Origin of the sequence: Aromatoleum diolicum, from assembly GCF_012910955.1 — a bacterium.
In the GTDB taxonomy this organism is placed as follows: Bacteria; Pseudomonadota; Gammaproteobacteria; order Burkholderiales; family Rhodocyclaceae; genus Aromatoleum; species Aromatoleum diolicum.
Map to the genome: position 1 here is coordinate 21569 of NZ_WTVQ01000041.1, position 22493 is coordinate 44061.

Sequence of the window (22493 nt, forward strand, 5' to 3'; positions counted from 1 at the left end):
TCGGGTAAAATTCGGCCCATGACTGCTCCACACGAACCCCGCTTCATCCACCTCCGCCTGCATTCCGAATACTCGATCTCCGACGGCATCGTCCAGGTCGATCAGGCGATCGCCCGTGCAGCCGCCGACGGCATGCCGGCGCTTGGCATTTCCGACCTGGCCAACCTGTTCGGGATGGTCAAGTTCTACAAGGGCGCGCGCGGCAAGGGCATCAAACCCGTTGTTGGCGTGGATGCGTGGATCACCAACGACACCGACCGCGACAAGCCGTTTCGTGTCCTTTTGATCTGCAAGAATCGTAAGGGCTACGGCCAGCTGTGCGAACTGCTGACCCGTGCGTATCTGGAAAACAAGTTTCGCAGCCGTGCAGAAATGCGTCAGCAGTGGTTCTCCGACGGCGCCGCGTCGGATCTGTTGTGCCTGTCCGGGGCGATGCGCGGAGATGTCGGCCAGGCATTGATCAATGGCAATTCCGACCAGGCCGAGCGTCTGGCGACGGAATGGGCGACATTGTTCCCCGGGAGCTTTTACATCGAGTTGCAGCGCGCTGGTCACGCGGGCACCGAGGCCTACATCCGCCAGGCGGTGCTGCTTGCCGGCAAACTGGGTCTGCCTGTTGTCGCCACCCATCCGGTGCAGTTCCTCAAGCCGGAGGATTTCAAGGCCCATGAGGCGCGCGTGTGCATCGCCCAAGGCTATGTGCTGGCGGACAAGCGTCGTCCCCAGGATTTCACCGCGGAGCAGTATCTCAAGAGCCAGGACGAGATGTGCGCGCTGTTCGCCGACATTCCGGAAGCGCTAGAGAACTCGGTCGAAATTGCGCGCCGCTGTTCTCTGACGGTGCAACTGGGCAAGAACTTCCTGCCGCAGTTTCCGACGCCGGAAGGCATGACGCTCGATGATTTCCTGGTTGCCGAAGCAAAGTCCGGACTCGAGCTGCGCCTGAAGGAGCTCTATCCCGACGAAGCCGAGCGGGAGCGCCAACGTCCGACCTACGAGACGCGGCTGAAGTTCGAGACCGACACCATCATCCAGATGGGTTTCCCCGGCTATTTCCTGATCGTGGCCGACTTCATCAACTGGGCCAAGCACAATGGTGTGCCGGTCGGCCCCGGGCGCGGCTCTGGTGCGGGTTCGCTGGTGGCCTACAGCCTGCGCATCACCGACCTCGATCCGCTCGCCTATGCGCTGCTATTCGAGCGCTTCCTGAACCCCGAGCGGGTGTCGATGCCCGACTTCGATATCGACTTCTGCCAGGACAACCGTTATCGCGTTATCGAATACGTGCGCGAGCGTTACGGCAAGGAGGCCGTCTCGCAGATCGCCACTTTCGGCACGATGGCGTCGAAGGCCGTCGTGCGCGACGTCGGTCGCGTGCTCGATCTGCCCTACGGTCTGTGCGATCGTCTCTCCAAGCTGATCCCGATCGAGGGCGCGAAGCCGGTGTCGCTCGCCAAAGCCTACGAGATGGAGGCACAGATCGGCGAGATGATGAAGGACGGCAATGACGGTGAGTCCATCCAGGAGCTCTGGGGGCTGGCCGAACCGCTCGAAGGCCTCTCGCGCAACGTCGGCATGCACGCAGGGGGCGTGCTGATCGCGCCGGGCAAGCTCACGGATTTTTGCCCGTTGTACATCGCCGACGGCGAGGATGCGACGCCGGTTTCGCAGTTCGACAAAGACGACGTCGAGGCGGTCGGCCTGGTGAAGTTCGACTTCCTCGGTCTGCGCAACCTGACGATCATCGAGCTCGCGGTCGAGTACGTTGAACGCCTTACCGGCGTAAAGCCCGATCTCGCCGCGCTGCCCTTCACCGATCCCGCCGCCTACCAGATACTCAAGGATGCGAACACCACCGCGATCTTCCAGGTCGAATCGGAGGGGATGAAGAAGCTGCTGAAAAAGCTCGCCCCCGACCGCTTCGAGGACATCATCGCGGTGCTCGCGCTGTATCGCCCCGGTCCGCTCGGCTCGGGGATGGTGGACGACTTCATCCTGCGCAAGAAGGGACAGCAGGAAATCGACTATTTCCATCCGGACCTGAAGCCCTGCCTCGAGCCGACCTATGGCGTGATCGTGTATCAGGAGCAGGTGATGCAGATCTCGCAGATCATCGGCGGCTATACGCTCGGTGGCGCCGACATGCTGCGTCGTGCGATGGGCAAGAAGAAAGCCGAGGAAATGGCGCTGCACCGCGAGACGATCGCCGCCGGTGCCAAACAGAAGGGTTACGACCCCGCGCTCGCCGAACAGCTCTTCGACCTGATGACGAAGTTTGCGGAGTACGGCTTCAACAAGTCGCACACCGCGGCCTATGCAGTCGTCACGTACCACACCGCGTGGCTGAAGGCTCACCACTGCGCGGCCTTCATGGCCGCGACGATGTCGGCGGATCTGGACAACACCGATACGATCAAGATTTTCTTCGAGGACACGCTCGCCAACGGGCTGACAGTTCTGCCGCCGGACGTCAATGCGTCCGACTTCCGCTTCGTGCCGACGGATCGCAAGACGATCCGTTACGGCCTCGGTGCGGTGAAGGGCGCTGGCGAGCCCGCGGTACGTGCAATTCTCGCCGCGCGCGAGTCGGGTGGACCGTTCAAGGACTTATTCGACTTCTGCGCGCGCGTCGACCGCCGCATGGTCAATCGCCGTGTTATCGAGGCGCTGATCCGCGCAGGCGCCTTTGATCTGATCGAGCCAAGTGGGACGGCGGATCGTGCGCGCCTGCTTGCCACGGTGAGCCTCGCGATAGAAGCTGCCGAGCAGGCGGCGGCGAATGCAATGCAGGGTGGGCTCTTCGATCTCGTGCCGGAAGCTGCCGGCGCTGCGCCCGAGTACGTCGCTGCTCGGCCGTGGACCGAGCGTGAGCGTCTCAAGGAGGAAAAGCTTGCAATCGGTTTCTTCCTCTCCGGCCATCCGTTCAACAGTTTCCGTAGGGAGGTGCGGCGCTTTGTCCGACGCCCCCTTGCGGAACTTGAACCGTCGCGCGATCTGCTGATGTTGGCCGGCGTCGTGATGGACGTGCGCACCAAGATGACCGGGCGCGGCAAGATGGCTTTTGTCGTGCTCGATGACGGCAGCCAGGTGCGCGAAGTTTCGGTGTTCTCGGAGCTTTTCGATTCGCAACGCGGCAAGATCGTCACCGACGAGGTGCTGGTGGTCGAAGGCAAAGTCAGCAACGACGACTTCACCGGTGGCCTGCGCATCGTCGCCGACAAGCTGATGACCCTCGGCGAGGCGCGTTCGCGCTTTGCCCGCGCGCTGCAACTTACCGTCAATGGTGAGGTAAAGCGGGCCGGCGGTGCAGTAGCTGCCGCCGACAAGCTCCAGACGCTGCTTGCTCCCTTCCGTGATGGCGTGTGTCCGATCCGGATGCGTTACCGCAATGAACGGGCCGAGGCCGATCTGCCCTTCGGCGAAGGTTGGCGCGTCCGTCTCGACGATGCGCTGCTCGATAGTCTGCGCGAGTGGCTGCCGCCCGAGGCGGTCGAAGTACTTTATCCGAACTGACGAAAAAAAGGCCGCGCCCGGGAGGATGCGGCCTTCCTACTGCGATGGATGCTGATCAGAGCGCTTCTGCGTGCTCGGCCAGGTATTCGGCGACGCCGTTGGTGCTGGCCTTCATGCCGGCCTTGCCCTTGTTCCAGCCAGCCGGGCAAACCTCGCCGTGCTCTTCGGTGAATTGCAGCGCGTCGACCATGCGGATCATCTCGTCGATGTTGCGGCCCAGCGGCAGGTCGTTCACCACCTGGTGACGCACCACGCCGTTCTTGTCGATCAGGAAGGAGCCGCGGAAAGCCACCCCGCCTTCGGCTTCAACGTCGTACGCACGGCAGATTTCGTGCTTGATGTCGGCGACCAGTGTGTACTGAACTTGACCGATGCCGCCCTTGTTGACCGGGGTGTTTTTCCATGCCAGATGGCTGAACTGGCTGTCGATCGAAACACCTAGCACCTCGACGTTGCGCTTCTTGAACTCTTCCAGACGATGATCGAAGGCGATCAGTTCGGACGGGCAGACAAAGGTGAAATCCAGCGGATAGAAGAACACCACGGCGTACTTGCCCTTGGTGGCGTCCGAGAAAGTGATGTCCTTGATTTCGTTGTTGCCGAGGACTGCGGTCGCGGTGAAATCGGGGGCCTTCTTGCCGACGAGAACTGCCATGTTCGAAATCTCCTGAGTGGGTTGAATGACACGATGATTATGTTGCCGCCCACCATAAACCGCAAATTGCCTTTTCAATATTGCGAGATAGTAATTTGCTATCGTTCCGGGATCCGGAATTGACGCCCTTTTCTACGCGATTTCCCCGCTTGCTAAACTTTCCGCCTCGGTTACCGTTATCTACATACAAAGTCATATAAGGCCGCATTGTGAGCCGGCCCCGTGGCCGACCGGCGGCAGAAGAAACAACAGGATCTCGTAGCCATGATGCAACGACTGAAAAACTCCCCGATCTGGGTTCGCCTGATTCTCGCCATCGGCAGCGTGTTGATTGGCGTGGGGAGCAGCCTGGTGGTGTGGGTATCCGCCGAACAGGAAAAGATGGCGATCAGCCAGTCGCATGATTTTGCCGAGACCATCAACCAGATGACGATGGCGACGCTGGTGTTCATGAAGAGCACCAAGACCATCAAGAAGCGGGCGATCTATCTGGATCAGGTGAAAAAATCTTCCGGCCTCACCGACATGCGTGTGGTGCGTGCCGAACCGGTCATTCACCAGTTTGGCGATGGTGACGAAGATGAAATGAACGTCGGGCCGGACGAGAAGTTTGCGATCGACAGCGGCAAGCCGTTCTTCGAACTCCGCACCGATCCCGCTAAGGGCAAGATCCTCAAGGCGGTGTTCCCCGCCATCAACCAGACGAACTACCTCGGCAAGGACTGCACGGAATGTCACGACGAATCCCCCGTCGGGACGGTGCTCGGGGCCGTGACGATGGAGGTGTCGCTCAACCGCATGGATGCTGCCGTCAACGCCTCGCGCACCAAGCTGATCGGCGGCGCTCTCGCCGCGCTGGGCTTGCTGATGGTGCTGATCTTCGTGTTTCTGCAGGCCGTGGTGGCCAGGCCGTTGGCCGAACTGTCGACTCGCCTGCGTGATATTGCTGACGGCGAAGGTGACTTGACGCAACGGCTTCCGGTGCGGGCTCAGGACGAGGTTGGCCAGGCGGCGACCTACTTCAATCGCATGATGGAAAAGTTGCAAGGAGTGATCCGAAATATCTCGGTCTCTGCCGAACAGGTTTCCGGCGCGGCCTCCGACTTGCAGCGCGGGGCTGTGCAAATTCGCGCCGGCGCCGGCGAGCAGTCTGAAAAATCCGCGTCGGCCGCCTCTGCGGTTGAGCAGATGGCCGCGAGCATCATGTCGGTCGCGCAGGCGAGTGGTGAAGTGCTTGACCTGGCGCGCAGTAGTCTGTCGCGTGCGGAGGCCGGAAATGCGGACGTCAGCGAACTCACCGGACGCCTGTCGGACGTCGAGACCGCCGTCACCAAGATGACGCAGACCGTCAATGACTTCATCCAGAATACCGACGCGATCTCCAGCCTGACCGCGCGGGTCAAGGAAATTGCCGATCAGACCAACCTGCTTGCACTCAATGCCGCTATCGAGGCTGCCCGGGCCGGTGAGCACGGACGGGGTTTTGCCGTTGTCGCCGACGAGGTGCGCAAGCTCGCCGAAAAATCGACGCGCTCGGCCAGTGACATCGACAATGTCACCCACAGTCTCAACACGGGCTCCGAGGGGGTTCGCGCGGCCATTACCCAGGGTTCCGAAGCCCTGGTGCTGATCCGCGAGTCGATGCAGCGGGTTTCCGATGCGCTGCGCAGCAACATGGATTCCGCCAGCGGCGTGGCCGACGGCATGAACAACATTGCCACCGCCACCGAAGAGCAGATGCAGGCCAGTGGCCTGGCGGCAAGCAGTGTCGAGATGATTGCCGGACTCGCCCAGCAGACGAGCGCCTCGCTCGACGGCGTTGCAAACTCAACGCAAAGCCTCGAACACCTTGCGTCCGAATTGCGCGACGAGATTCGGCGCTTCCGTGTCTAGACTGGTCCGGTGTGTGTCAAATGTCGTTTCGGCGCCACAGGCGCGACTTGCTGGCGACTAGGCCAAAAGGTATAAGAAACATTCTGCTACAAATGGGGGTTTCGCGGTCTGATCCCTCGCCAAGGAGTTGAAATGAAGCGCTTTTGTCTTATTGCGGCAACGCTCGTTGCCAGCGCCGTCAGCCTTCCGGCGGCGGCAGTCGACGCCGCCGCGGCTGACGCATTGGTTCGCAAGAGCAAGTGCCTGACCTGCCATGCGGTCGAAAAGAAAAAAGATGGTCCCCCCTTCAAGGAAACAGCCGGCAAATACAAGGGCAAGCCGGACGCAATCGAAAAACTGACCAAGCACGTCACCGTGCCCAGCAAGGTCAAGGTCGAGGGCAAGGAAGAAGATCACGAGACTCTCAAGACCGAAGATCCGGCGGCGGTCAAGAACGTGGTTGAGTGGATTTTGTCGCTCTGATCAAGACCACGAAGTCAGACGCCAGCAAAAAAACACAAGGGAGGCGAGAACATGGGTCCGACCTGCGAACGACGCAGGGACAGGACGTAGTTCCGCGGGCTGGCGTCTGCCTGGCACGCATCGGCAATGAGATTTTGTGAGCGCGGCGGCGAGAATCTTGCCGCTCGCCCACACGCGGTAATAAAAGGGGAGAAGTAAATGAGGAAAAAACCAAGCGGCATCCGGAAGTGGATGTTGGCCGCGCTCGCCGGGGCAGCATTGCTCGGCGGCGCACAAGCATGGGCAGCGACTGAAAGTGGGGAGGCGTCCAAGCGCAAGGACGTCGTTCAGGTGGGCGACGCGGTATGTACCCGCTGCCATGACGAGGGCGAAGCCAAACCGATCCTGTCGATCGGCAAGACGCCGCACGGCACGATGGCGGACAAGAAGGCCGGCACCTGTACCAGCTGTCACGGGGCGAGCCCGACGCACATCAACAAGCCGTCCGACGTGACGGAGCGCCCGGAGCCCGGCATCAATTTCGGCAAGAGTTCCTCCACGCCGATTGCCGAGCGCAATCAGGCCTGTCTGAACTGCCACCAGGGTGGCGCACGCATGCACTGGCAGTCCGGGCCGCACGCCGCGGCGGACATGGAATGTGCGTCCTGTCACCGGATCCATTCCCAAGAGGATCCCGTGCGCGATCGCGCGACGCAGCCGGAAGTCTGCTTCAGCTGCCACAAGGAGCAGCGGGCCCTCGTCAATCGCCAGTCGCACCACCCCATCAAGGAAGGGACCGTCATCTGCGCCGACTGCCACAATCCGCACGGCTCGGCAGGTCCGAAGCTGATGGCGCGCGATAGCGTGGTGCAGACCTGCTACACCTGCCACATGGAGAAGCGTGGCCCGTTCATCCGCACCCACCAACCTGTTACCGAAGACTGCACGATCTGTCACAACCCGCACGGCTCGAACATCGACAACTTGCTCAAGTCGCGTCCGCCCTTCCTGTGCCAGCAGTGTCACGAACCGAGTACACATCAGGGCAATATCGCGTCCACGACGTTCCCGGCTAATACGACGAACAACAATACCTTGGCGCGCGGCTGTCTGAACTGTCATACGCAGATTCACGGCACGAACAATCCGCTCAATGTGGGCAACGAACGCACGTTCCGCCGTTGATCAGGGATAGGGGAAAATCATGAAGATGCGTGCAGATAAGACGGCATTCCGGATTGCCGCCCTCGCAGCGGCAGTTTCCGCGGCGTTTTCGTCAAACGTGATGGCGGAAGAAGCCGACGAGATGACCCGGCTGATCAAGCCCGAAAGCAGCGTCCGCTTGGGTATCGGCTCGGTGGACAAGGGCAATGCCCGGTTCGGTCAGTACCTCGGGCTGCAGGACAGCGGTGTGTACGGCCTGGCAGATATTGACGTGGTGCGGCGTGACGACGCGACAGGCACCTGGTTCAAGCTGCGCGGCCGCAATCTGGGGCTGGACAGGCGCGAACTGGGCTTGGTCTACGGTCCTCAGGGTGACTGGAAGCTGTCGCTCGATTACCGCGAGATTCCGCGTTACAGCCAGTACACGATCAACACGGGATTGCAGGGGATTGGTTCGGAGAACCTGCGTGTTCAGTCGGCGAACAAGCGCGACAAGGTTCTCGAAACCAAGCGCGAGAAGGTCTCGCTCGGCTTTCAGAAATCCATCGGTGACAACTGGAGCGCGCGCTTCCGTTTCACGAACGAGGAAAAGGATGGCACGCGCCTGTTCGCAAGGGGAACGAGCAGCGGCGTGGGTAATGCCAACCGCTGGTTCAATTTCCTTGCCGAACCGATCGACAGCACGATCACACAGTGGGAGGCGCTCATTTCCTACGCTGATCCGCGCTTCCAGTTGCAGGGTGGGTACTATGGCTCGCACTACTCGAATCACAACACCAGCCTGAACATCACGGGCGGCGGTGTCGGATTCAACGGTGCGGGTGCAAACACGCTCTCGCCGATCGCGCTCGCGCCGAGCAACGAGGCTCACCAGTTCTTCGTCGATGGCGGTTACAACTTCACGCCAACGACCCGCGCGTCGTTCAAGGTTGCCTACACCAATGCGACGCAGACCGATGCGTTCGTCGCCAATCCTCCCGGGGTCCTGAACACTGCGACGACCGGAAACATCTCGGGTCGGACGAACCTCGGCGGGCGCGTGGAGACCACACTGGCCTACCTTGGGCTCAGTTCCCGACCGCTGCCGAAGTTGTCCCTGCTGGGGAGCCTGCGCTATGAGGACCGCGACGACAAGACGCCGGTTGTGAGGTACATCAGCACGACGCCTACAGGTAACCATGACGGCACGAACGAAACCCGTTCCTTCCGTACGTCACAGGGCAAGTTCGAAGCGAACTACCTGGTTGCGAATGGCTATCGGCTGGTTGCCGGTCTGGATCACGACGTCAAGGACCGCGACACCTCCGACGTGCGTGTCGTCAGTCATCGCGACACGACCGAGGAGACAGCGTGGAAGATCGAACTGCGCCGCGCGATGTCCGAAACGGCCAATGGCTCGATTGCTTATGTCAGCAGTGAGCGCACGGGGTCCGATTTCAAGGTCAATTACCGCTTCAACGGCACGCCGGGGCGAAATGTCATTGCACCGATCCATCTTGCCGACCGCGATCGCGAGAAAATCCGCCTGAGCGCCGACTGGACGCCGATCGAGTCGCTGAGCCTGCAGGCCAACATCGAGGATTCGCGCGACAGCTATTCGTCCCGTGCCGACCTCGGTCTGGGCGCCCGCCGCGGCTCCTCGAAGCTGTACTCGCTGGACGCGACCTACAATGCGTCGAGCGCGCTGAGCTTCAATGCCTGGGCAACGCACTCCGACACGCAGTCCAAGCAGGCGACAGCATTCAATGCGCCCGAGGTGGTGACGCTGACGGCCGCGCAGATTTCCGCGCTCAACATCTGGTCCGCAGGGTTGATCAACAAGACCGACGCGGTGGGCCTGGGGGCCGACCTGAAACTGAGCGAGAAACTCGACGTCGGGGCGGATTTCGAGTTTTCGGAGGATCGCGCCGAGTACCGTCTGCGGCCCGAACGTGGCGTGACGGGGGCAGCGAGCCTGCCGGACATCAAGTACCGCACCGCAACCTTCCGCCTCTTCGGACGCTATGCGCTGCGCAAGAACGCCGGGATTCAACTTGACCTCGTGCATGATCGCCGCGTGATCGATGACTGGACTTGGAGCACCTGGGTGTATAACTCGCCGACCGCCGCCGGCGATGGTACGACCGTCGGCCAGGATCGTACGCAGACGACGACCTTCGTAGGACTCTCGGGCTACTACAAGTGGTGGTAAGCGCCCGGCGGGCTTGATCCCCGTCCGTCTGGCATGTAAGGCCGTCCAGTTTCGACTGGGCGGCCTTTTTGTTGCTGGCTTTCGGGTAGCCTCGTCGCGGCAACTGACCGGCTCGGATGATCCGGGACTTGTGCAATCGACAAGATCCGTGCAGTCGATAGCGCGTCGAGCGAATTGGGGCGGATGAGGGGTGGATCGTAGGGTCTATAGCGTTGCTTGCACGGTGAACGTTGGTGACTCCGGCACATCCGTGACGGTGATTTCAATTGCCGCGACCTGAGCATGGGTCGGGCCGCGATGCGCCCAGGCGACGAATTGCTCGACGGCCGTCTCCGGCCCGGCGATCAAGGCTTCGACGGAACCATCGCCGCGATTGCGCACCCAACCGCTCAGCCCCAGCCGTTCCGCTTCGAACTGCGCACTCGCCCGGTAACCCACGCCCTGCACCCGGCCGCGGATCATCAGGCGCCGCGCGATGATCATTCGCCTATACATACGAAACCTCCGGTTCGTGCCCCCGCGTCCGCTGGGCGCGAAAAAGCGCGTCGGTGATGTTGCCCGCAATATTCCGTCCCCCCAGTCTTTCCTGAAAGCCCGAACGCTCGACGATCGATGCCGGCTGGGCATTGAGGTCGCACAGCATCAGGTCCGCTCCGCGCTTTTGCAGAGTCCGGTGCAAGGTCTGCAACATGTCGAGGCCGGTGGTATCGATGTTGATAACCTTTTCCATGTCCAGGATCACGACGTCCGGGTGGCCGTCCTGCATCATCACCAGGTTTTCGAGTTTGTTGGCTGCGCCGAAGAACAGACTGCCGAACACGCGGTAGGCGAGGACTCGAGGCGTGCCGTCGGGGCGCGACAATGCTTCGACACCATAGTGTTCCTCGAGTGCGATCCGTTCGATGCGCGTCAGGTCGGACATGCGATAGATGAAGAACAGGCTCGCCAGCACCATCCCGAGTTCGACGGCCAGGGTCAGATCGAATACCACGGTGACGAAGAAGGTCCCCAGCAGGATCGCGCGGTACTGGTTCGAATAACGGGTCAGCTCCTTCCACGCAAAGGCATGCCATTCGCCCATGTTGATCGAGACGACAACGACGATGGCAGAGAGTGTCGCAAGCGGGATGTGTGCGGCCAGCGGGGCGAGCACCAACACGACCGCGAGCAGCACGACCGCGTGAATCATGCCCGCCACCGGGGATTGCCCACCGGCGCGGATATTGGTAGCGGTGCGGGCGATCGCGCCGGTGGCTGCGAACCCACCGAACAGCGGTGCCGCGATGTTGGCGATTCCCTGGGCCATCAATTCCTGGTTGGGGTCGTGGCGGTCGTCGATCTGGTTGTCGGCGACACGTGCGGACAGCAGCGATTCGATCGCGCCCAGCAAGGCGATCGTGAGCGCAGGCGCGATCAGCTTGCCCAGCGTGCCGAGCGACAGAGCGGGAAGACCAAAGCCGGGTAGTTCCTGCGGAATGCCGCCGAAGCGGCTGCCGATCGTGTCGATGGGCAAACCGATCACGGCATTGACGGCCGTGGCCATCAGCAATACGGCAAGCGGTCCCGGTACGCGGCGCATCCATGCCGCACGGTTTGCGATCCGGTTCCACGACAGCAGCACCACGAGTGAGGCTGCGGCGACAACAATGGTAGGGAGGTGGACCGTGTGCAAGGCGCCGAGCAGCGCCTCCATCTTTCCGAAGAACTCGCCTGGCATTTTTTCGATTGCCAGCCCGAGGAAATCCTTGATCTGCGAGATGAAGATCACCACGGCGATGCCATTGGTAAAACCGATCACCACCGACACCGGAATGAAGCGGATCATGTTGCCGAGCCGGAACGCGCCCATGGCAAACAGCATCACGCCCGACATCATTGTCGCGATCAGCAGGTTCTGGATACCGTAGTCGACGACGATGGCATAAACGATCGGAATGAAAGCGCCAGTGGGGCCACCGATCTGGACTTTCGAGCCGCCGAGCGCGGAGATCAGGAAACCCGCGACGATCGCGGTCCAGATGCCCGCGGTCGGGCTCATCCCTGACGCAATGGCAAAGGCCATCGCCAGCGGCAAGGCGAGAACGCCCACCGTGATGCCGGCGGATATGTCATGGGTCAATGCAGTCCTGCCGTAGCCGGGCAGGGTGTCAAACAGCTTGGGGCGAAAATTTATCACTGAGCCTCCTCATTTCCTCGTTGTGTTGGTGCGTGCCCGGGGTGATGGCGTAAAACCAGCATCCCGGTGCGATGCGTTGCCGCACGATCCAGCGTTTCGAGGGTGTGAGGGGCATCGCCGCTCGGGGCTTCCGGATTATTTGACGCGCATCCCGGCGGTCGCCCCCGCGTCGGGCGAGAGGATATACAGCCCGCTGGACGTGCCGTCCGGGTCGGATGCAGCGAGCACCATGCCTTCGCTCATGCCGAATTTCATCTTGCGCGGGGCAAGATTGGCCACCATTACGGTGAAGCGTCCGACCAGCGCTCCCGGGTCGTAGGCGGACTTGATTCCGGCAAACACTTGTCGTGGCTTGTCCTCGCCGATATCGAGTTGCAGGCGGATCAGTTTGTCGGCGCCCTCGACGTGCTCGGCGCTGACGATTTTCGCGATGCGCAGATCGACCTTGGCAAAATCGTCGATCGAAATATGCGGCGATGCCGTTTCGGCGGTCTGCGCGGCGTGTTGCTGCTTCTCGGCATGGCGCTGCTGCGACGAGGCGGCTTTGGCTTCGGTCATGGCGGGCGCGAGCGACTCTCGATTGGCGTCGAGCAATGCGTCGATCTGCTTGCGTTCGACACGCGTCATCAGATGAGCGTAGACGCTGATGGCGTGGCCTGTGGGCAGCACCTGCCACTCACCTTTCCATGCCAGCGGCGTGATCGCGAGGAAGGCCTCGACCTTTTCCGCGAGCGACGGTAGCACTGGCTTCAAGTACAGCGTGAGATCACGGAACAGCGTCAGCGCGGTGCTGCACACGGCATGGAGCTGCACTTCCTTGTCTTCCTGCTTTGCCAACTCCCACGGTTTGTGGTCGTTGACGTACTGGTTGGCGAGATCCGCCAGATGCATGATTTCGCGTAGCGCGCGGCCGTAGTCGCGCTCCTCGTACGCCTGGGCGATCACGCCGGATTCGAAGGCCGCCTTGAATGCCGCGGTCGCCTGCGAGTCGCTGGCGCCGAGCTTGCCGTCGAAACGTTTCGCGATGAAGCCGGCACAACGGCTCGCAATATTCACGTACTTTCCGACCAGATCGGAATTGACCTTGGCGATCATGTCGTCGAGATTGAGGTCGACGTCTTCCATCGTGCCGTTGGACTTGGTCGCAAAGTAGTAGCGCAGCCATTCCGGGTTCAGGTTCTGGGCGGTGTACGAGCGGGCCGTGATGAACGTGCCGCGGCTCTTGCTCATCTTCGCGCCGTCAACGGTCAGGAAGCCATTGACGCACAATTGCGAGGGTGTGCGCAGGCCGGCAAATTGCAGCATCGCGGGCCAGAACAGGGCATGGAAGTAGAGGATGTCCTTGCCGATGAAGTGCACCATCTCGGTGCCGGCCGCCTCGGCTCCGGCGGCATCGACGAAATCGTCGACGACGATGTCGCCGCGCTTGTCGGCAAGATTGCGAAAGCTTGCCAGATAGCCGATTGGCGCATCGAGCCAGACGTAAAAATACTTGCCCGGTGCGCCGGGGATCTCGAAGCCGAAGTAGGGCGCATCGCGGGAGATGTCCCAGTCGGACAGCGTGTTCTCGCCGTCACTCGTGCTGTCGTCGCCGAGCCATTCCTTCATCTTGTTGGCCGCTTCGGCCTGCAGCCGGCGCGTACCTGCGGCGTTCGTGCCGCGCGTCCAGTCGCGCAGGAATGCGACCGCGCGCGGATCGGAGAGGCGGAAGAAGTAGTGCTCCGACGTCTTCAACACCGGTTTCGCGCCCGATACGGCCGAGTACGGGTTTTTGAGCTCGGTCGGCGCATAGGCCGCACCGCACACTTCGCAGTTGTCCCCGTACTGGTCGGCTGCCCCACACTTCGGGCACTCGCCCTTGATGAAGCGGTCTGGCAGGAACATCTCCTTGACCGGGTCGTAGAACTGCTCGATTGCGCGCGTGTCGATCAGTTTGGCTGCCTGCAGTCGCGCGTAAACGTCTTCCGCGTAGGCACGGTTTTCCGGGCTGTGAGTGCTGTGATAGTTATCGAACGCGACACCGAAGTCGGTGAAGTCTCGCAGGTGTTCGCCATGCACGCGGCCGATCAGCGCCTCGGGAGTGATGCCTTCCTTCTCCGCGCGCAGCATGACCGGCGTACCGTGCGTGTCGTCGGCACACACGTAATGCACCGTGTTTCCCCGCATACGCTGATAGCGTACCCAGATGTCGCCCTGGATGTAGCCGACCAGATGGCCGAGGTGGATGTCGCCGTTGGCGTAGGGCAGGGCGTTGGTAACGAGGATCTTGCGAGACATGGTCGGCCAGTTGAATCGAAAACGGAAGTTTAACAAACGCGTCGCTGCTTATCCTGCGACGCGGGGTGGACGCATCGGCTTACCGGATGAATGGGCGGACAATGACCTCCACGCGGCGGTTCTTCGCGCGTCCGGCCTCGGTGCCATTGTCGGCGACCGGCTCGGCCTCGCCGCGCCCATCCGCGTGCAGCCGGGTCAGCGCAAGGCCGCGTCCGCGCAGATATTCAGTAACGGCCTCGGCACGACGAATCGAGAGTTGTAGATTATGCAGCTCGCTGCCCATGCCATCGGTATGGCCAAGAACCAAAATCTCGGTTTCCGCTTTTTCCGCCAGTGCCGCAGCGACTTTGTCGAGCGTCGTACGCAGTCCCGGTTTCAGATCGGTACCGTCGCGCGCGAAGGCCTCCGCGCCGGGTATCACCAGTTGCAGCGTGCCATCCTGCCGGGTGACGACAGCAATGTCGCTTGATCCGCCCAGCGCGCGGGCAATACGGGCACGCTCTGCTGGCCAGTCAATCTTGGGGGGGGGCACGTTACTGCTGCGACTGGGGGGCGGCGCCTCGGGCGCTCGCGTGCTTTCCGTGGGGGTCGCGCAGGCGGACAGCAGCACGAGGAGCGCGGGTAACGCCAATGCCGGGAGTCGGGTCATGCCGGACAGTATCCTGAAATGATGGGTAAAATCGTCAAGGGCCGGGATTTTACCGCGAGGAGTCGCAGCAATGGGACTAATGACCCTGTTGGTTCCGAGGATGAGCACAGGCGCCGGCTTAGGTATGATGCGATTTCTTGTCGCCCCGTCCGCGGGCCTATGATTGTCGAGGATCGTTCGTCATGAGTCTGACCCCAGAGTCTGTTACCGAAGCCCTGAAAACCGTTATCGACCCGAATACCGGGAAGGATCTGGTGTCGACACGCTGTGTCAGGAATGTGAGCGTGAGCGGCGGCGACATCAGCTTCGACGTCGAACTCGGCTATCCCGCCAAGAGTCAGCATGGCGTCATTCGCGAACTGCTGACGGCCGCGTTGAGTGGGTTGCCGGGCGTCGGGCGGGTGACTATCCAGGTCGCCAGCAAGATCGTCGCGCATGCAGTGCAGCAGGGCGTCAAACTGCTGCCCGGGGTAAAGAACATCATTGCGGTTGCTTCCGGCAAAGGCGGCGTCGGCAAGAGCACGACCGCCGCCAACCTGGCCTTGGCGCTGGTGGCCGAAGGCGCCCGCGTGGGCGTGCTCGATGCGGACATCTATGGCCCGTCTCAGCCGCAGATGCTCGGCATCGGCGAACACAAGCCGCATTCGCTCGACGGCAAGACCATGGAGCCGCTCGAAGCGCACGGCCTGCAGGCGATGTCGATTGGCTTCCTCGTGGATATCGAGACTCCGATGGTGTGGCGTGGTCCCATGGCCACCCAGGCGCTTAATCAACTGCTCAAGGAAACCAACTGGAAGGATCTCGACTACCTGATCATCGACATGCCTCCGGGCACTGGCGACATTCAGCTCACCCTGTCGCAAAGTGTGCCGCTGACCGGGGCGGTCATCGTCACGACGCCGCAGGACATTGCGCTCCTCGATGCACGCAAAGGGCTCAAGATGTTCGAAAAGGTCGGCGTGCCGATCATCGGGGTGGTCGAAAACATGAGCATTCACATCTGCTCGAACTGCGGTCACGAAGAACCGATCTTCGGCACCGGGGGCGGTGCCAAGCTTTGCTCCGATTACAACATTCCGTTTCTCGGGGCGCTGCCGCTCGACCTTCAGATCCGCCTGGAGGCCGATTCGGGCGCACCAACGGTGGTTGCCGATCCCGATGGACGGATCGCCGGCATTTACAAGGAAATCGCCCGCAAGGTTGCGGTGCACGTGGCTGAGAAGGCCAAGGACATGACTCACAAATTCCCCAACATCGTCATCAAGAACACCTGAACCGAGTGTGCCGCCTGATTTGTGCTTTAGATCCGGCGGCGCTTGCCCTACACTACGCGGATTTTTCGCGTCTGGCCGGTGCCGGACAGGCCGTAGAGGAAACCGCGCCCCATGTCCATCAAGTCTGACAAGTGGATCCGCCGCATGGCGGAGCAGCAAGGGATGATCGAGCCGTTCGCGCCCGAGCTGGTGCGCCATAACGAAAGCGGCAAGATCGTTTCGTATGGCACGTCCAGCTACGGCTACGACGTGCGTTGTGCCAACGAATTCAAGATCTTCACCAACATCAACTCGACAATCGTCGACCCGAAGGATTTCGATGCACGCAACTTTGTCGACTTCGTCGGCGACGTTTGCATCATTCCGCCGAATTCTTTCGCGCTGGCGCGTACCGTCGAATACTTCCGCATCCCGCGTAGCGTCCTGACGGTGTGCCTGGGCAAGTCGACCTACGCGCGCTGCGGCATCATCGTGAACGTGACGCCGCTCGAGCCGGAGTGGGAAGGTCATGTGACCCTTGAATTTTCCAACACCACACCCTTGCCCGCCAAGATCTATGCGAACGAAGGCATCGCCCAGATGCTGTTCTTCGAGTCGGATGAAGTATGCGAGACCTCGTACCGGGATCGTGGTGGCAAGTACCTCGGTCAAACGGGTGTGACGCTGCCGAAAATCTGATTTACTGCTTCGAGCCGCAAGGCACCGAACGAACTATCGACAGGGGCCGGCTGACGGCCCTTTGTGCTTTCCGGTAACACGGGAAGCAACCTTCACACGGGTATGATTCCCGTTTGCCGCAGGGCGAGCAGCTGGAGAACACTGGGATGCGCTTTCATTTTCCGATCATCATCATCGACGAGGATTTCCGCTCCGAGAATACGAGCGGCCTCGGCATCCGCGCGCTGGCCAAGGCCATTGAAGACGAGGGCATGGAAGTGCTGGGCGTCACCAGTTACGGCGATCTGACCTCGTTCGCGCAGCAGCAGAGCCGCGGTTCGGCCTTCATCCTATCGATCGACGACGAGGAGTTCTCGTCGCCCGAGGCCTCCGACAAGGCTATTGCCGACCTGCGCGCCTTCGTCGAGGAGATCCGCTTCCGCAATGCCGATATTCCGATCTTCCTGCACGGTGAAACGCGCACCAGTCGCCACATTCCCAACGACGTGTTGCGCGAGATGCACGGCTTCATCCACATGTTCGAGGATACCCCGGAGTTCGTCGCCCGCTACATCATGCGCGAGGCCAAGAACTACCTCGAAAGCCTGCCTCCGCCTTTTTTCCGCGCGCTCACGCACTACGCGGCCGACGGATCGTACTCATGGCATTGCCCCGGCCACTCCGGCGGCGTCGCTTTCCTGAAAAGCCCGGTTGGCCAAATGTTCCATCAATTCTTCGGTGAGAACATGCTGCGCGCGGACGTCTGCAATGCGGTCGAGGAACTCGGTCAGTTGCTCGATCACACCGGCCCGGTGGCGGCCTCCGAACGCAACGCGGCGCGCATCTTCAACTGCGATCACCTGTATTTCGTTACCAACGGCACATCGACGTCGAACAAGATGGTGTGGCATACGACCGTTGCGCCGGGCGACATCGTCGTCGTCGACCGTAACTGCCACAAGTCGATTCTTCATTCGATCATCATGACCGGGGCGGTGCCGGTGTTCCTCACGCCGACGCGGAACCACTACGGCATCATCGGTCCGATTCCGCTGGAAGAGTTCACGATGGAGACCATCCAGCGCAAGATCGAAGCCAATCCGTTTGCGCGCGAAGCCGCGTGCAAGAAACCGCGGATCCTGACGATCACGCAGTCGACCTATGATGGCGTGGTGTACAACGTCGAGACCATCAAAGACATGCTCGACGGCGAGATCGACACCCTGCATTTTGACGAAGCATGGTTGCCGCACGCGGCGTTCCACGATTTCTACGGCGACTATCACGCGATTGGCGCTGATCGTCCACGTTGCGAACAATCGATGATCTTCTCGACCCAGTCCACGCACAAACTGTTGGCTGGTCTGTCGCAAGCGTCGCAGATCCTCGTGCAGGACTCGCAGACGCGCAAGCTTGATCGCGACATCTTCAATGAAGCCTACCTGATGCACACGTCGACCTCGCCGCAGTACGCGATCATTGCCTCGTGCGACGTCGCGGCGGCGATGATGGAGCCGCCGGGTGGGCCGGCGTTGGTCGAGGAGTCACTATCCGAAGCGGTGGAATTCCGTCGCGCCATGCGCAAGGTCGAAGCCGAATTCGGCAGTGCCGACTGGTGGTTCAAGGTGTGGGGCCCCGAGTATCTCCCCGAGGAGGGCATCGGCGAGCGCGAAGACTGGATGCTCAAGACTGGTGAGCGCTGGCATGGCTTCGGCAATCTCGCACCCGGCTTCAACATGCTCGACCCGATCAAGGCGACCGTGATCACTCCGGGCCTCGACGTCGATGGTGATTTCGCCGATTCGGGTATCCCCGCCGGTATCCTGACGCGCTATCTCGCCGAGCACGGCATCATTGTTGAGAAGACCGGGCTGTACTCCTTCTTCATCATGTTTACCATCGGCATCACCAAGGGCCGCTGGAACACGCTGGTGACCGAGTTGCAGCAGTTCAAGGACGACTACGACCGCAATCAACCCCTGTGGCGCGTGATGCCGGACTTCATCGCCAAACACCCGCGCTACGAAAAGGTCGGCTTGAAGGATCTCTGTACCCAGATTCACTATTTCTACAAGGCTCATGATATCGCCCGCCTCACCACCGAGATGTATCTCTCGGACATGATTCCGGCGATGAAACCCGCTGATGCTTTCGCCAAGATGGCGCACCGCGAGATCGAGCGCGTCGCCATCGATGAACTGGAAGGGCGCGTCACCGCGATGCTCGTTACCCCTTATCCGCCGGGTATCCCGCTGCTGATTCCGGGCGAACGCTTCAACTCGACCATCGTTCGTTACCTGAAGTTCGCGCGTGATTTCAACGCCGCGTTCCCTGGCTTTGAAACCGACATTCACGGACTGGTGCGCGCGCAGGCGAATGGCACGAACGAGTACTACGTCGACTGTGTGAAGTAGGGTCGAAGAAACGAGCGGGAGCGATGTGACGCGCTCCCGCCGGTCTGCATCTGATCTGCCGACAGTCAGATAGGGAGAAAGCGCTTAGCCGACGCGGCGCCGGTACTCGACGAAATCGAACGGAAACTCGTTATATGCATCTGCACAATGCGCTTCACGCCGAATTTCCACGAAGCGCGTACGGCTGAAATCCGGAAAGGCGGCGTCGCCCGCAACGTCCGCGTGGACCTCGGTCAGGATCAAGGCGTCTGCACGGTCGAGTAGCTGCCGATAAATTTCAGCGCCACCGATCACGAATACCTTGCCGGACCCTGCAGCCTGCAGCGCAGCCTCCGGGCTGTTAAACACTTCCGCTCCGGGCGCCGCGTAACCCGGATCACGGGTGACAATCAGGTTGCGTCGTCCTGGCAGAGGGCGCCCGAGCGATTCCCAGGTTTTACGACCCATCAGCACTGGATGGCCGCTCGTTGTTGCCTTGAAATGCGCCAGATCAGCCTTCAATCGCCAGGGCAGTGTGTTTTCCCGCCCAATCACGCCGTTGGTCGCTACCGCGGCAATCAGGATGACCTCCGCTCCGCGGCTAGTCATACGGCGACGTCCGCCTTGATGTGCGGATGCGGGTCGTAGCCCGACAACATGAAGTCCTCGAATCGGAAGCTGAAAATATCCGAGACAGTGGGGTTCAGTGTCATCGTCGGCAACGCGCGCAGTTCACGCGTCAATTGCAGTCTTGCCTGATCAAGGTGATTCACATACAAGTGGCAATCACCTCCGGTCCACACGAAATCCCCCGGCCGCAGGCCGCAGACCTGCGCCACCATCATCGTCAGCAACGCATACGACGCAATATTGAACGGCACGCCGAGGAAAATGTCCGCGCTACGTTGATACAGCTGGCAAGACAAGCGGTCGCCCGCGACATAGAACTGGAACAGCGCATGACAAGGCGGCAGTGCCATGCCATCCACTTCTCCGGGATTCCATGCCGAGACTAGATGACGCCGTGAATCCGGATTGCGTTTCAATCCTTCGATAAGTTGGGTGAGCTGATCGACCGTCCGGCCATCCGCCGTCTCCCAACGCCGCCACTGTTTGCCATATACCGGCCCGAGGTCGCCAGTCTCGTCGGCCCAATCGTCCCAGATCGATACACCGTTTTCCTTCAGATAGCGGATGTTGGTATCGCCCCGCAAAAACCACAGCAACTCGTGGATGATCGAACGTGTATGCAGCTTCTTGGTGGTCAGGAGCGGAAAGCCTTCGTCGAGATTGAAACGCATCTGCCAACCGAACACCGAAAGCGTGCCGGTGCCGGTGCGGTCAGACTTGCGATGACCGTGCTCCAGGACATGCCGCATCAGATCAAGATACTGTTTCATGTAGATATCCGTTGCTCAGGAGATCGCGATTCTACATCCTTGACTCCGTGTCTCAGGGCACACGACCTGATACATCATCGTGTGCTAATCTTTTTGCGACAAGGGCTCATAACGGGTGGCACATTCCGGCGGTCGACCGCAATTACCCTGCGCCAGGTGGGAGCATGCATGTCGGTAGATGACGAGGTGGTTTCGGCAGCGCGTCAATGTTCGGAGACCGCGCAAGCAGGAGGCGGCGATCTCCTGCATGAACTCGAGGCGTGCACTGCGAGAGTGCATCACCTCATGCGTGCGGACGGATTGTCGGTCGATACCCGCTTTGAAGCGCTTGCACGACTCGACGATGAAGCTCGTGCCGGTATTAGCCGACTCCGCGGTTCACATGCCGCCCAAATCCTCTCTACCGTATCCGCGGTTGCTGCAGGGCGTGACATGTTCGGTGCCATCCTGGATGCCTATCAAGGCTGTATTTACGCGTACGAAGATGAGGCCAGCCACCCCGCGCGCCGCGGGCTCCTCGAGGACTGCCGAGTCCGGCTTGTCCGTGCGGGTGCAGAGCGCGTCCTCTGGGAGCGCTTTAGCGGTGGTCCTGCACATGAGCACCTGTGGCGTTGGCTCGGCGCAGCATTCCGGGAAGTCACGTCCCCCGACGGCGGCCATTACTCAGCCGGCCCCGGGGTGCCGGAAGACTGCACGGTCTCCGTCAAACGCGAATACCTCAGGGCAGTCGCCGCACAAAGTGCCTCGTTCGACCTGCTGCAACCGCAGTTGATCCATGTCGTCGATCGTCTGCTTGATTTCGCACTGCCAATGTTCCAATTTCAGGCGGCACCCTTCGCTGGCGCAACTTACTATGTTGATCCGGACTGGTCCGTCGGACCGCGCAGAATGGTAAGACTCCCCGAGTCGATAAACGGAACGTGGTTCTTCGCGCCACGCATGGCAGCCGAGGCCCTGCAGGAAGTTGCCGAGCAACTTGCGGTGGGTAATTTGCCAAAGGGTCTCACGTTGGGACAGGAGAGCGACGATTCGCTCAAGGCCGGGCTCGAGCACGTGCTGCGACACTGGTCAGATATGCCGCCGGTCAGACGCTATCGGCGCCACCTTCTCGGCGGGACCCTGTCCGCCGTGCGTGGCATCAAGGATCTTCAGCGCCTGTTTTCGGGGCAAAACGTCACCGAGCAGGCGGAATGGTCGCTTCGCGATGTGAGTCGCGGCGGACTCGGCGTCTACGCCCCAATGCTTACGGATGGATCTGTTCGCGTCGGTGAGCTCGTGGGTATTTGCCCTATTGAAGGGGCCACCTGGCAACTTGCCATAGTGCGACGCACTTGGGCCAATCCCGGCGGTTGCCCCTTTGTAGGGCTCGAAACCTTGACGCAACGCCCTGTGCTGACAAGTGTCGATGACGGTCGAGCCAGCGCCGATGTCGTTATGTGTGATCCCCTTATGCGTGGAGAAGCGGTTCGCATCGCTGCGCCGGCGAATGTTCTTAATGCGGGGGTGCCGCTATTTGTAACGAGTAATGGAAGCATTCAAAAGCTCAAACCGCTCGAATCATCCATGACCGGTGACGGATTTGAGTTGCGCGTTTATCAAGTGCTTTAAGGGTGGCTCATTAGGCCGCATAGCGCATCCGCGGCGCGCGAAGCTAGTTTTTTCACCATTACTAGAATTTTTTTGTTTTGGGAGCTTGACAGTATATTTTGGGTGTCTATAATTCGCCCCTCTTCGCGGCACTGGCGGTGGTTAGGCGGGTGAAGCGGGGGGTCGGGAAGAGGGGAAAAGGTTTTGCCGGTATTTGAAACGA

16 protein-coding genes are annotated in these 22493 nt (G+C 60.9%); 9 read left to right on the top strand and 7 right to left on the bottom strand.

All coding sequences use genetic code 11. The features are described 5' to 3' along the window. The first annotated feature begins 18 nt into the window (after positions 1 to 18). Positions 19 to 3513 carry a DNA polymerase III subunit alpha gene (gene dnaE, locus GPA25_RS18875; RefSeq protein WP_169261952.1) on the top strand — a complete coding sequence of 1165 codons (3495 nt, stop codon included), beginning with the start codon at positions 19 to 21 and terminating at the stop codon, positions 3511 to 3513. Between the two features lie 55 nt (positions 3514 to 3568). Here dnaE and GPA25_RS18880 read toward each other — a convergent pair whose 3' ends face one another. After that, positions 3569 to 4168 (bottom strand): peroxiredoxin, encoded by a 600-nt coding sequence (locus GPA25_RS18880; RefSeq protein WP_169261953.1) that lies wholly within the window; start codon positions 4166 to 4168, stop codon positions 3569 to 3571. 264 nt (positions 4169 to 4432) lie between these two features. On the opposite strand from GPA25_RS18880, the gene GPA25_RS18885 reads away from it, so the two are divergent. From GPA25_RS18885 to GPA25_RS18900, 4 genes are all read left to right on the top strand, one after another. Further along, positions 4433 to 6061 carry a methyl-accepting chemotaxis protein gene (locus tag GPA25_RS18885; RefSeq protein ID WP_169261954.1) on the top strand — a complete coding sequence of 543 codons (1629 nt, stop codon included), beginning with the start codon at positions 4433 to 4435 and terminating at the stop codon, positions 6059 to 6061. 132 nt (positions 6062 to 6193) lie between these two features. Continuing rightward, positions 6194 to 6523 (top strand): c-type cytochrome, encoded by a 330-nt coding sequence (locus GPA25_RS18890; protein ID WP_169261955.1) that lies wholly within the window; start codon positions 6194 to 6196, stop codon positions 6521 to 6523. A 198-nt stretch (positions 6524 to 6721) separates the two neighbouring features. Continuing rightward, positions 6722 to 7687: a DmsE family decaheme c-type cytochrome gene (locus tag GPA25_RS18895; protein WP_169261956.1), complete on the top strand. Its 966-nt coding sequence runs from the start codon at positions 6722 to 6724 to the stop codon at positions 7685 to 7687. Between the two features lie 19 nt (positions 7688 to 7706). After that, positions 7707 to 9857, top strand: a complete 2151-nt coding sequence (locus GPA25_RS18900; RefSeq protein WP_169261957.1) for an MtrB/PioB family decaheme-associated outer membrane protein — start codon at positions 7707 to 7709, stop codon at positions 9855 to 9857. 204 nt (positions 9858 to 10061) lie between these two features. Here GPA25_RS18900 and GPA25_RS18905 read toward each other — a convergent pair whose 3' ends face one another. The 4 genes from GPA25_RS18905 to GPA25_RS18920 all read right to left on the bottom strand — a co-directional run bounded on the left by GPA25_RS18905 (position 10062) and on the right by GPA25_RS18920 (position 14959). Then, positions 10062 to 10340, bottom strand: a complete 279-nt coding sequence (locus tag GPA25_RS18905) for an acylphosphatase (protein ID WP_246265862.1) — start codon at positions 10338 to 10340, stop codon at positions 10062 to 10064. Positions 10341 to 10344: 4 nt separating this feature from the next. Beyond that, complete coding sequence (locus GPA25_RS18910; protein ID WP_169261959.1) at positions 10345 to 12033, bottom strand: SulP family inorganic anion transporter; 1689 nt, start codon at positions 12031 to 12033, stop codon at positions 10345 to 10347. A gap of 135 nt (positions 12034 to 12168) precedes the next feature. Further along, positions 12169 to 14310: a methionine--tRNA ligase gene (gene metG / locus GPA25_RS18915; protein ID WP_169261960.1), complete on the bottom strand. Its 2142-nt coding sequence runs from the start codon at positions 14308 to 14310 to the stop codon at positions 12169 to 12171. Positions 14311 to 14389: 79 nt separating this feature from the next. Then, positions 14390 to 14959, bottom strand: coding sequence for an OmpA family protein (locus GPA25_RS18920; RefSeq protein ID WP_169261961.1), 570 nt, complete (start codon positions 14957 to 14959; stop codon positions 14390 to 14392). A gap of 182 nt (positions 14960 to 15141) precedes the next feature. On the opposite strand from GPA25_RS18920, the gene apbC reads away from it, so the two are divergent. The 3 genes from apbC (at position 15142) to GPA25_RS18935 (ending at position 19304) form a co-directional block, all read left to right on the top strand. After that, positions 15142 to 16233 (top strand): iron-sulfur cluster carrier protein ApbC, encoded by a 1092-nt coding sequence (apbC, locus tag GPA25_RS18925; RefSeq protein ID WP_169261962.1) that lies wholly within the window; start codon positions 15142 to 15144, stop codon positions 16231 to 16233. 111 nt (positions 16234 to 16344) lie between these two features. Further along, a complete protein-coding gene (gene dcd / locus GPA25_RS18930; protein ID WP_169261963.1) occupies positions 16345 to 16911 on the top strand; it encodes a dCTP deaminase in 567 nt (188 codons plus the stop codon). Positions 16912 to 17057: 146 nt separating this feature from the next. Next, positions 17058 to 19304, top strand: a complete 2247-nt coding sequence (locus GPA25_RS18935; RefSeq protein ID WP_169261964.1) for an arginine/lysine/ornithine decarboxylase — start codon at positions 17058 to 17060, stop codon at positions 19302 to 19304. Positions 19305 to 19388: 84 nt separating this feature from the next. Here GPA25_RS18935 and GPA25_RS18940 read toward each other — a convergent pair whose 3' ends face one another. Both GPA25_RS18940 and GPA25_RS18945 read right to left on the bottom strand, forming a co-directional pair. Next, positions 19389 to 19892 carry a dihydrofolate reductase gene (locus GPA25_RS18940; protein WP_169261965.1) on the bottom strand — a complete coding sequence of 168 codons (504 nt, stop codon included), beginning with the start codon at positions 19890 to 19892 and terminating at the stop codon, positions 19389 to 19391. After that, positions 19889 to 20683, bottom strand: coding sequence for a thymidylate synthase (locus GPA25_RS18945; RefSeq protein WP_169261966.1), 795 nt, complete (start codon positions 20681 to 20683; stop codon positions 19889 to 19891). Before GPA25_RS18945 ends, GPA25_RS18940 begins: the two co-directional genes overlap by 4 nt. Positions 20684 to 20851: 168 nt before the next feature. Here GPA25_RS18945 and GPA25_RS18950 point away from each other — a divergent pair, with 168 nt between their 5' ends. Further along, positions 20852 to 22291, top strand: coding sequence for a hypothetical protein (locus tag GPA25_RS18950; protein ID WP_169261967.1), 1440 nt, complete (start codon positions 20852 to 20854; stop codon positions 22289 to 22291). The last annotated feature ends 202 nt before the right edge of the window (positions 22292 to 22493 follow it).

What these genes read in the sequence shown, in the direction of transcription:
- dnaE (WP_169261952.1), top strand. Translation starts at nt 19, where the DNA reads ATGACTGCTCCACACGAACCCCGCTTCATCCACCTCCGCCTGCATTCC.
- GPA25_RS18880 (WP_169261953.1), bottom strand. Translation starts at nt 4,168, where the DNA reads ATGGCAGTTCTCGTCGGCAAGAAGGCCCCCGATTTCACCGCGACCGCA.
- GPA25_RS18885 (WP_169261954.1), top strand. Translation starts at nt 4,433, where the DNA reads ATGATGCAACGACTGAAAAACTCCCCGATCTGGGTTCGCCTGATTCTC.
- GPA25_RS18890 (WP_169261955.1), top strand. Translation starts at nt 6,194, where the DNA reads ATGAAGCGCTTTTGTCTTATTGCGGCAACGCTCGTTGCCAGCGCCGTC.
- GPA25_RS18895 (WP_169261956.1), top strand. Translation starts at nt 6,722, where the DNA reads ATGAGGAAAAAACCAAGCGGCATCCGGAAGTGGATGTTGGCCGCGCTC.
- GPA25_RS18900 (WP_169261957.1), top strand. Translation starts at nt 7,707, where the DNA reads ATGAAGATGCGTGCAGATAAGACGGCATTCCGGATTGCCGCCCTCGCA.
- GPA25_RS18905 (WP_246265862.1), bottom strand. Translation starts at nt 10,340, where the DNA reads ATGATCATCGCGCGGCGCCTGATGATCCGCGGCCGGGTGCAGGGCGTG.
- metG (WP_169261960.1), bottom strand. Translation starts at nt 14,310, where the DNA reads ATGTCTCGCAAGATCCTCGTTACCAACGCCCTGCCCTACGCCAACGGC.
- GPA25_RS18920 (WP_169261961.1), bottom strand. Translation starts at nt 14,959, where the DNA reads ATGACCCGACTCCCGGCATTGGCGTTACCCGCGCTCCTCGTGCTGCTG.
- apbC (WP_169261962.1), top strand. Translation starts at nt 15,142, where the DNA reads ATGAGTCTGACCCCAGAGTCTGTTACCGAAGCCCTGAAAACCGTTATC.
- dcd (WP_169261963.1), top strand. Translation starts at nt 16,345, where the DNA reads ATGTCCATCAAGTCTGACAAGTGGATCCGCCGCATGGCGGAGCAGCAA.
- GPA25_RS18935 (WP_169261964.1), top strand. Translation starts at nt 17,058, where the DNA reads ATGCGCTTTCATTTTCCGATCATCATCATCGACGAGGATTTCCGCTCC.
- GPA25_RS18940 (WP_169261965.1), bottom strand. Translation starts at nt 19,892, where the DNA reads ATGACTAGCCGCGGAGCGGAGGTCATCCTGATTGCCGCGGTAGCGACC.
- GPA25_RS18945 (WP_169261966.1), bottom strand. Translation starts at nt 20,683, where the DNA reads ATGAAACAGTATCTTGATCTGATGCGGCATGTCCTGGAGCACGGTCAT.
- GPA25_RS18950 (WP_169261967.1), top strand. Translation starts at nt 20,852, where the DNA reads ATGTCGGTAGATGACGAGGTGGTTTCGGCAGCGCGTCAATGTTCGGAG.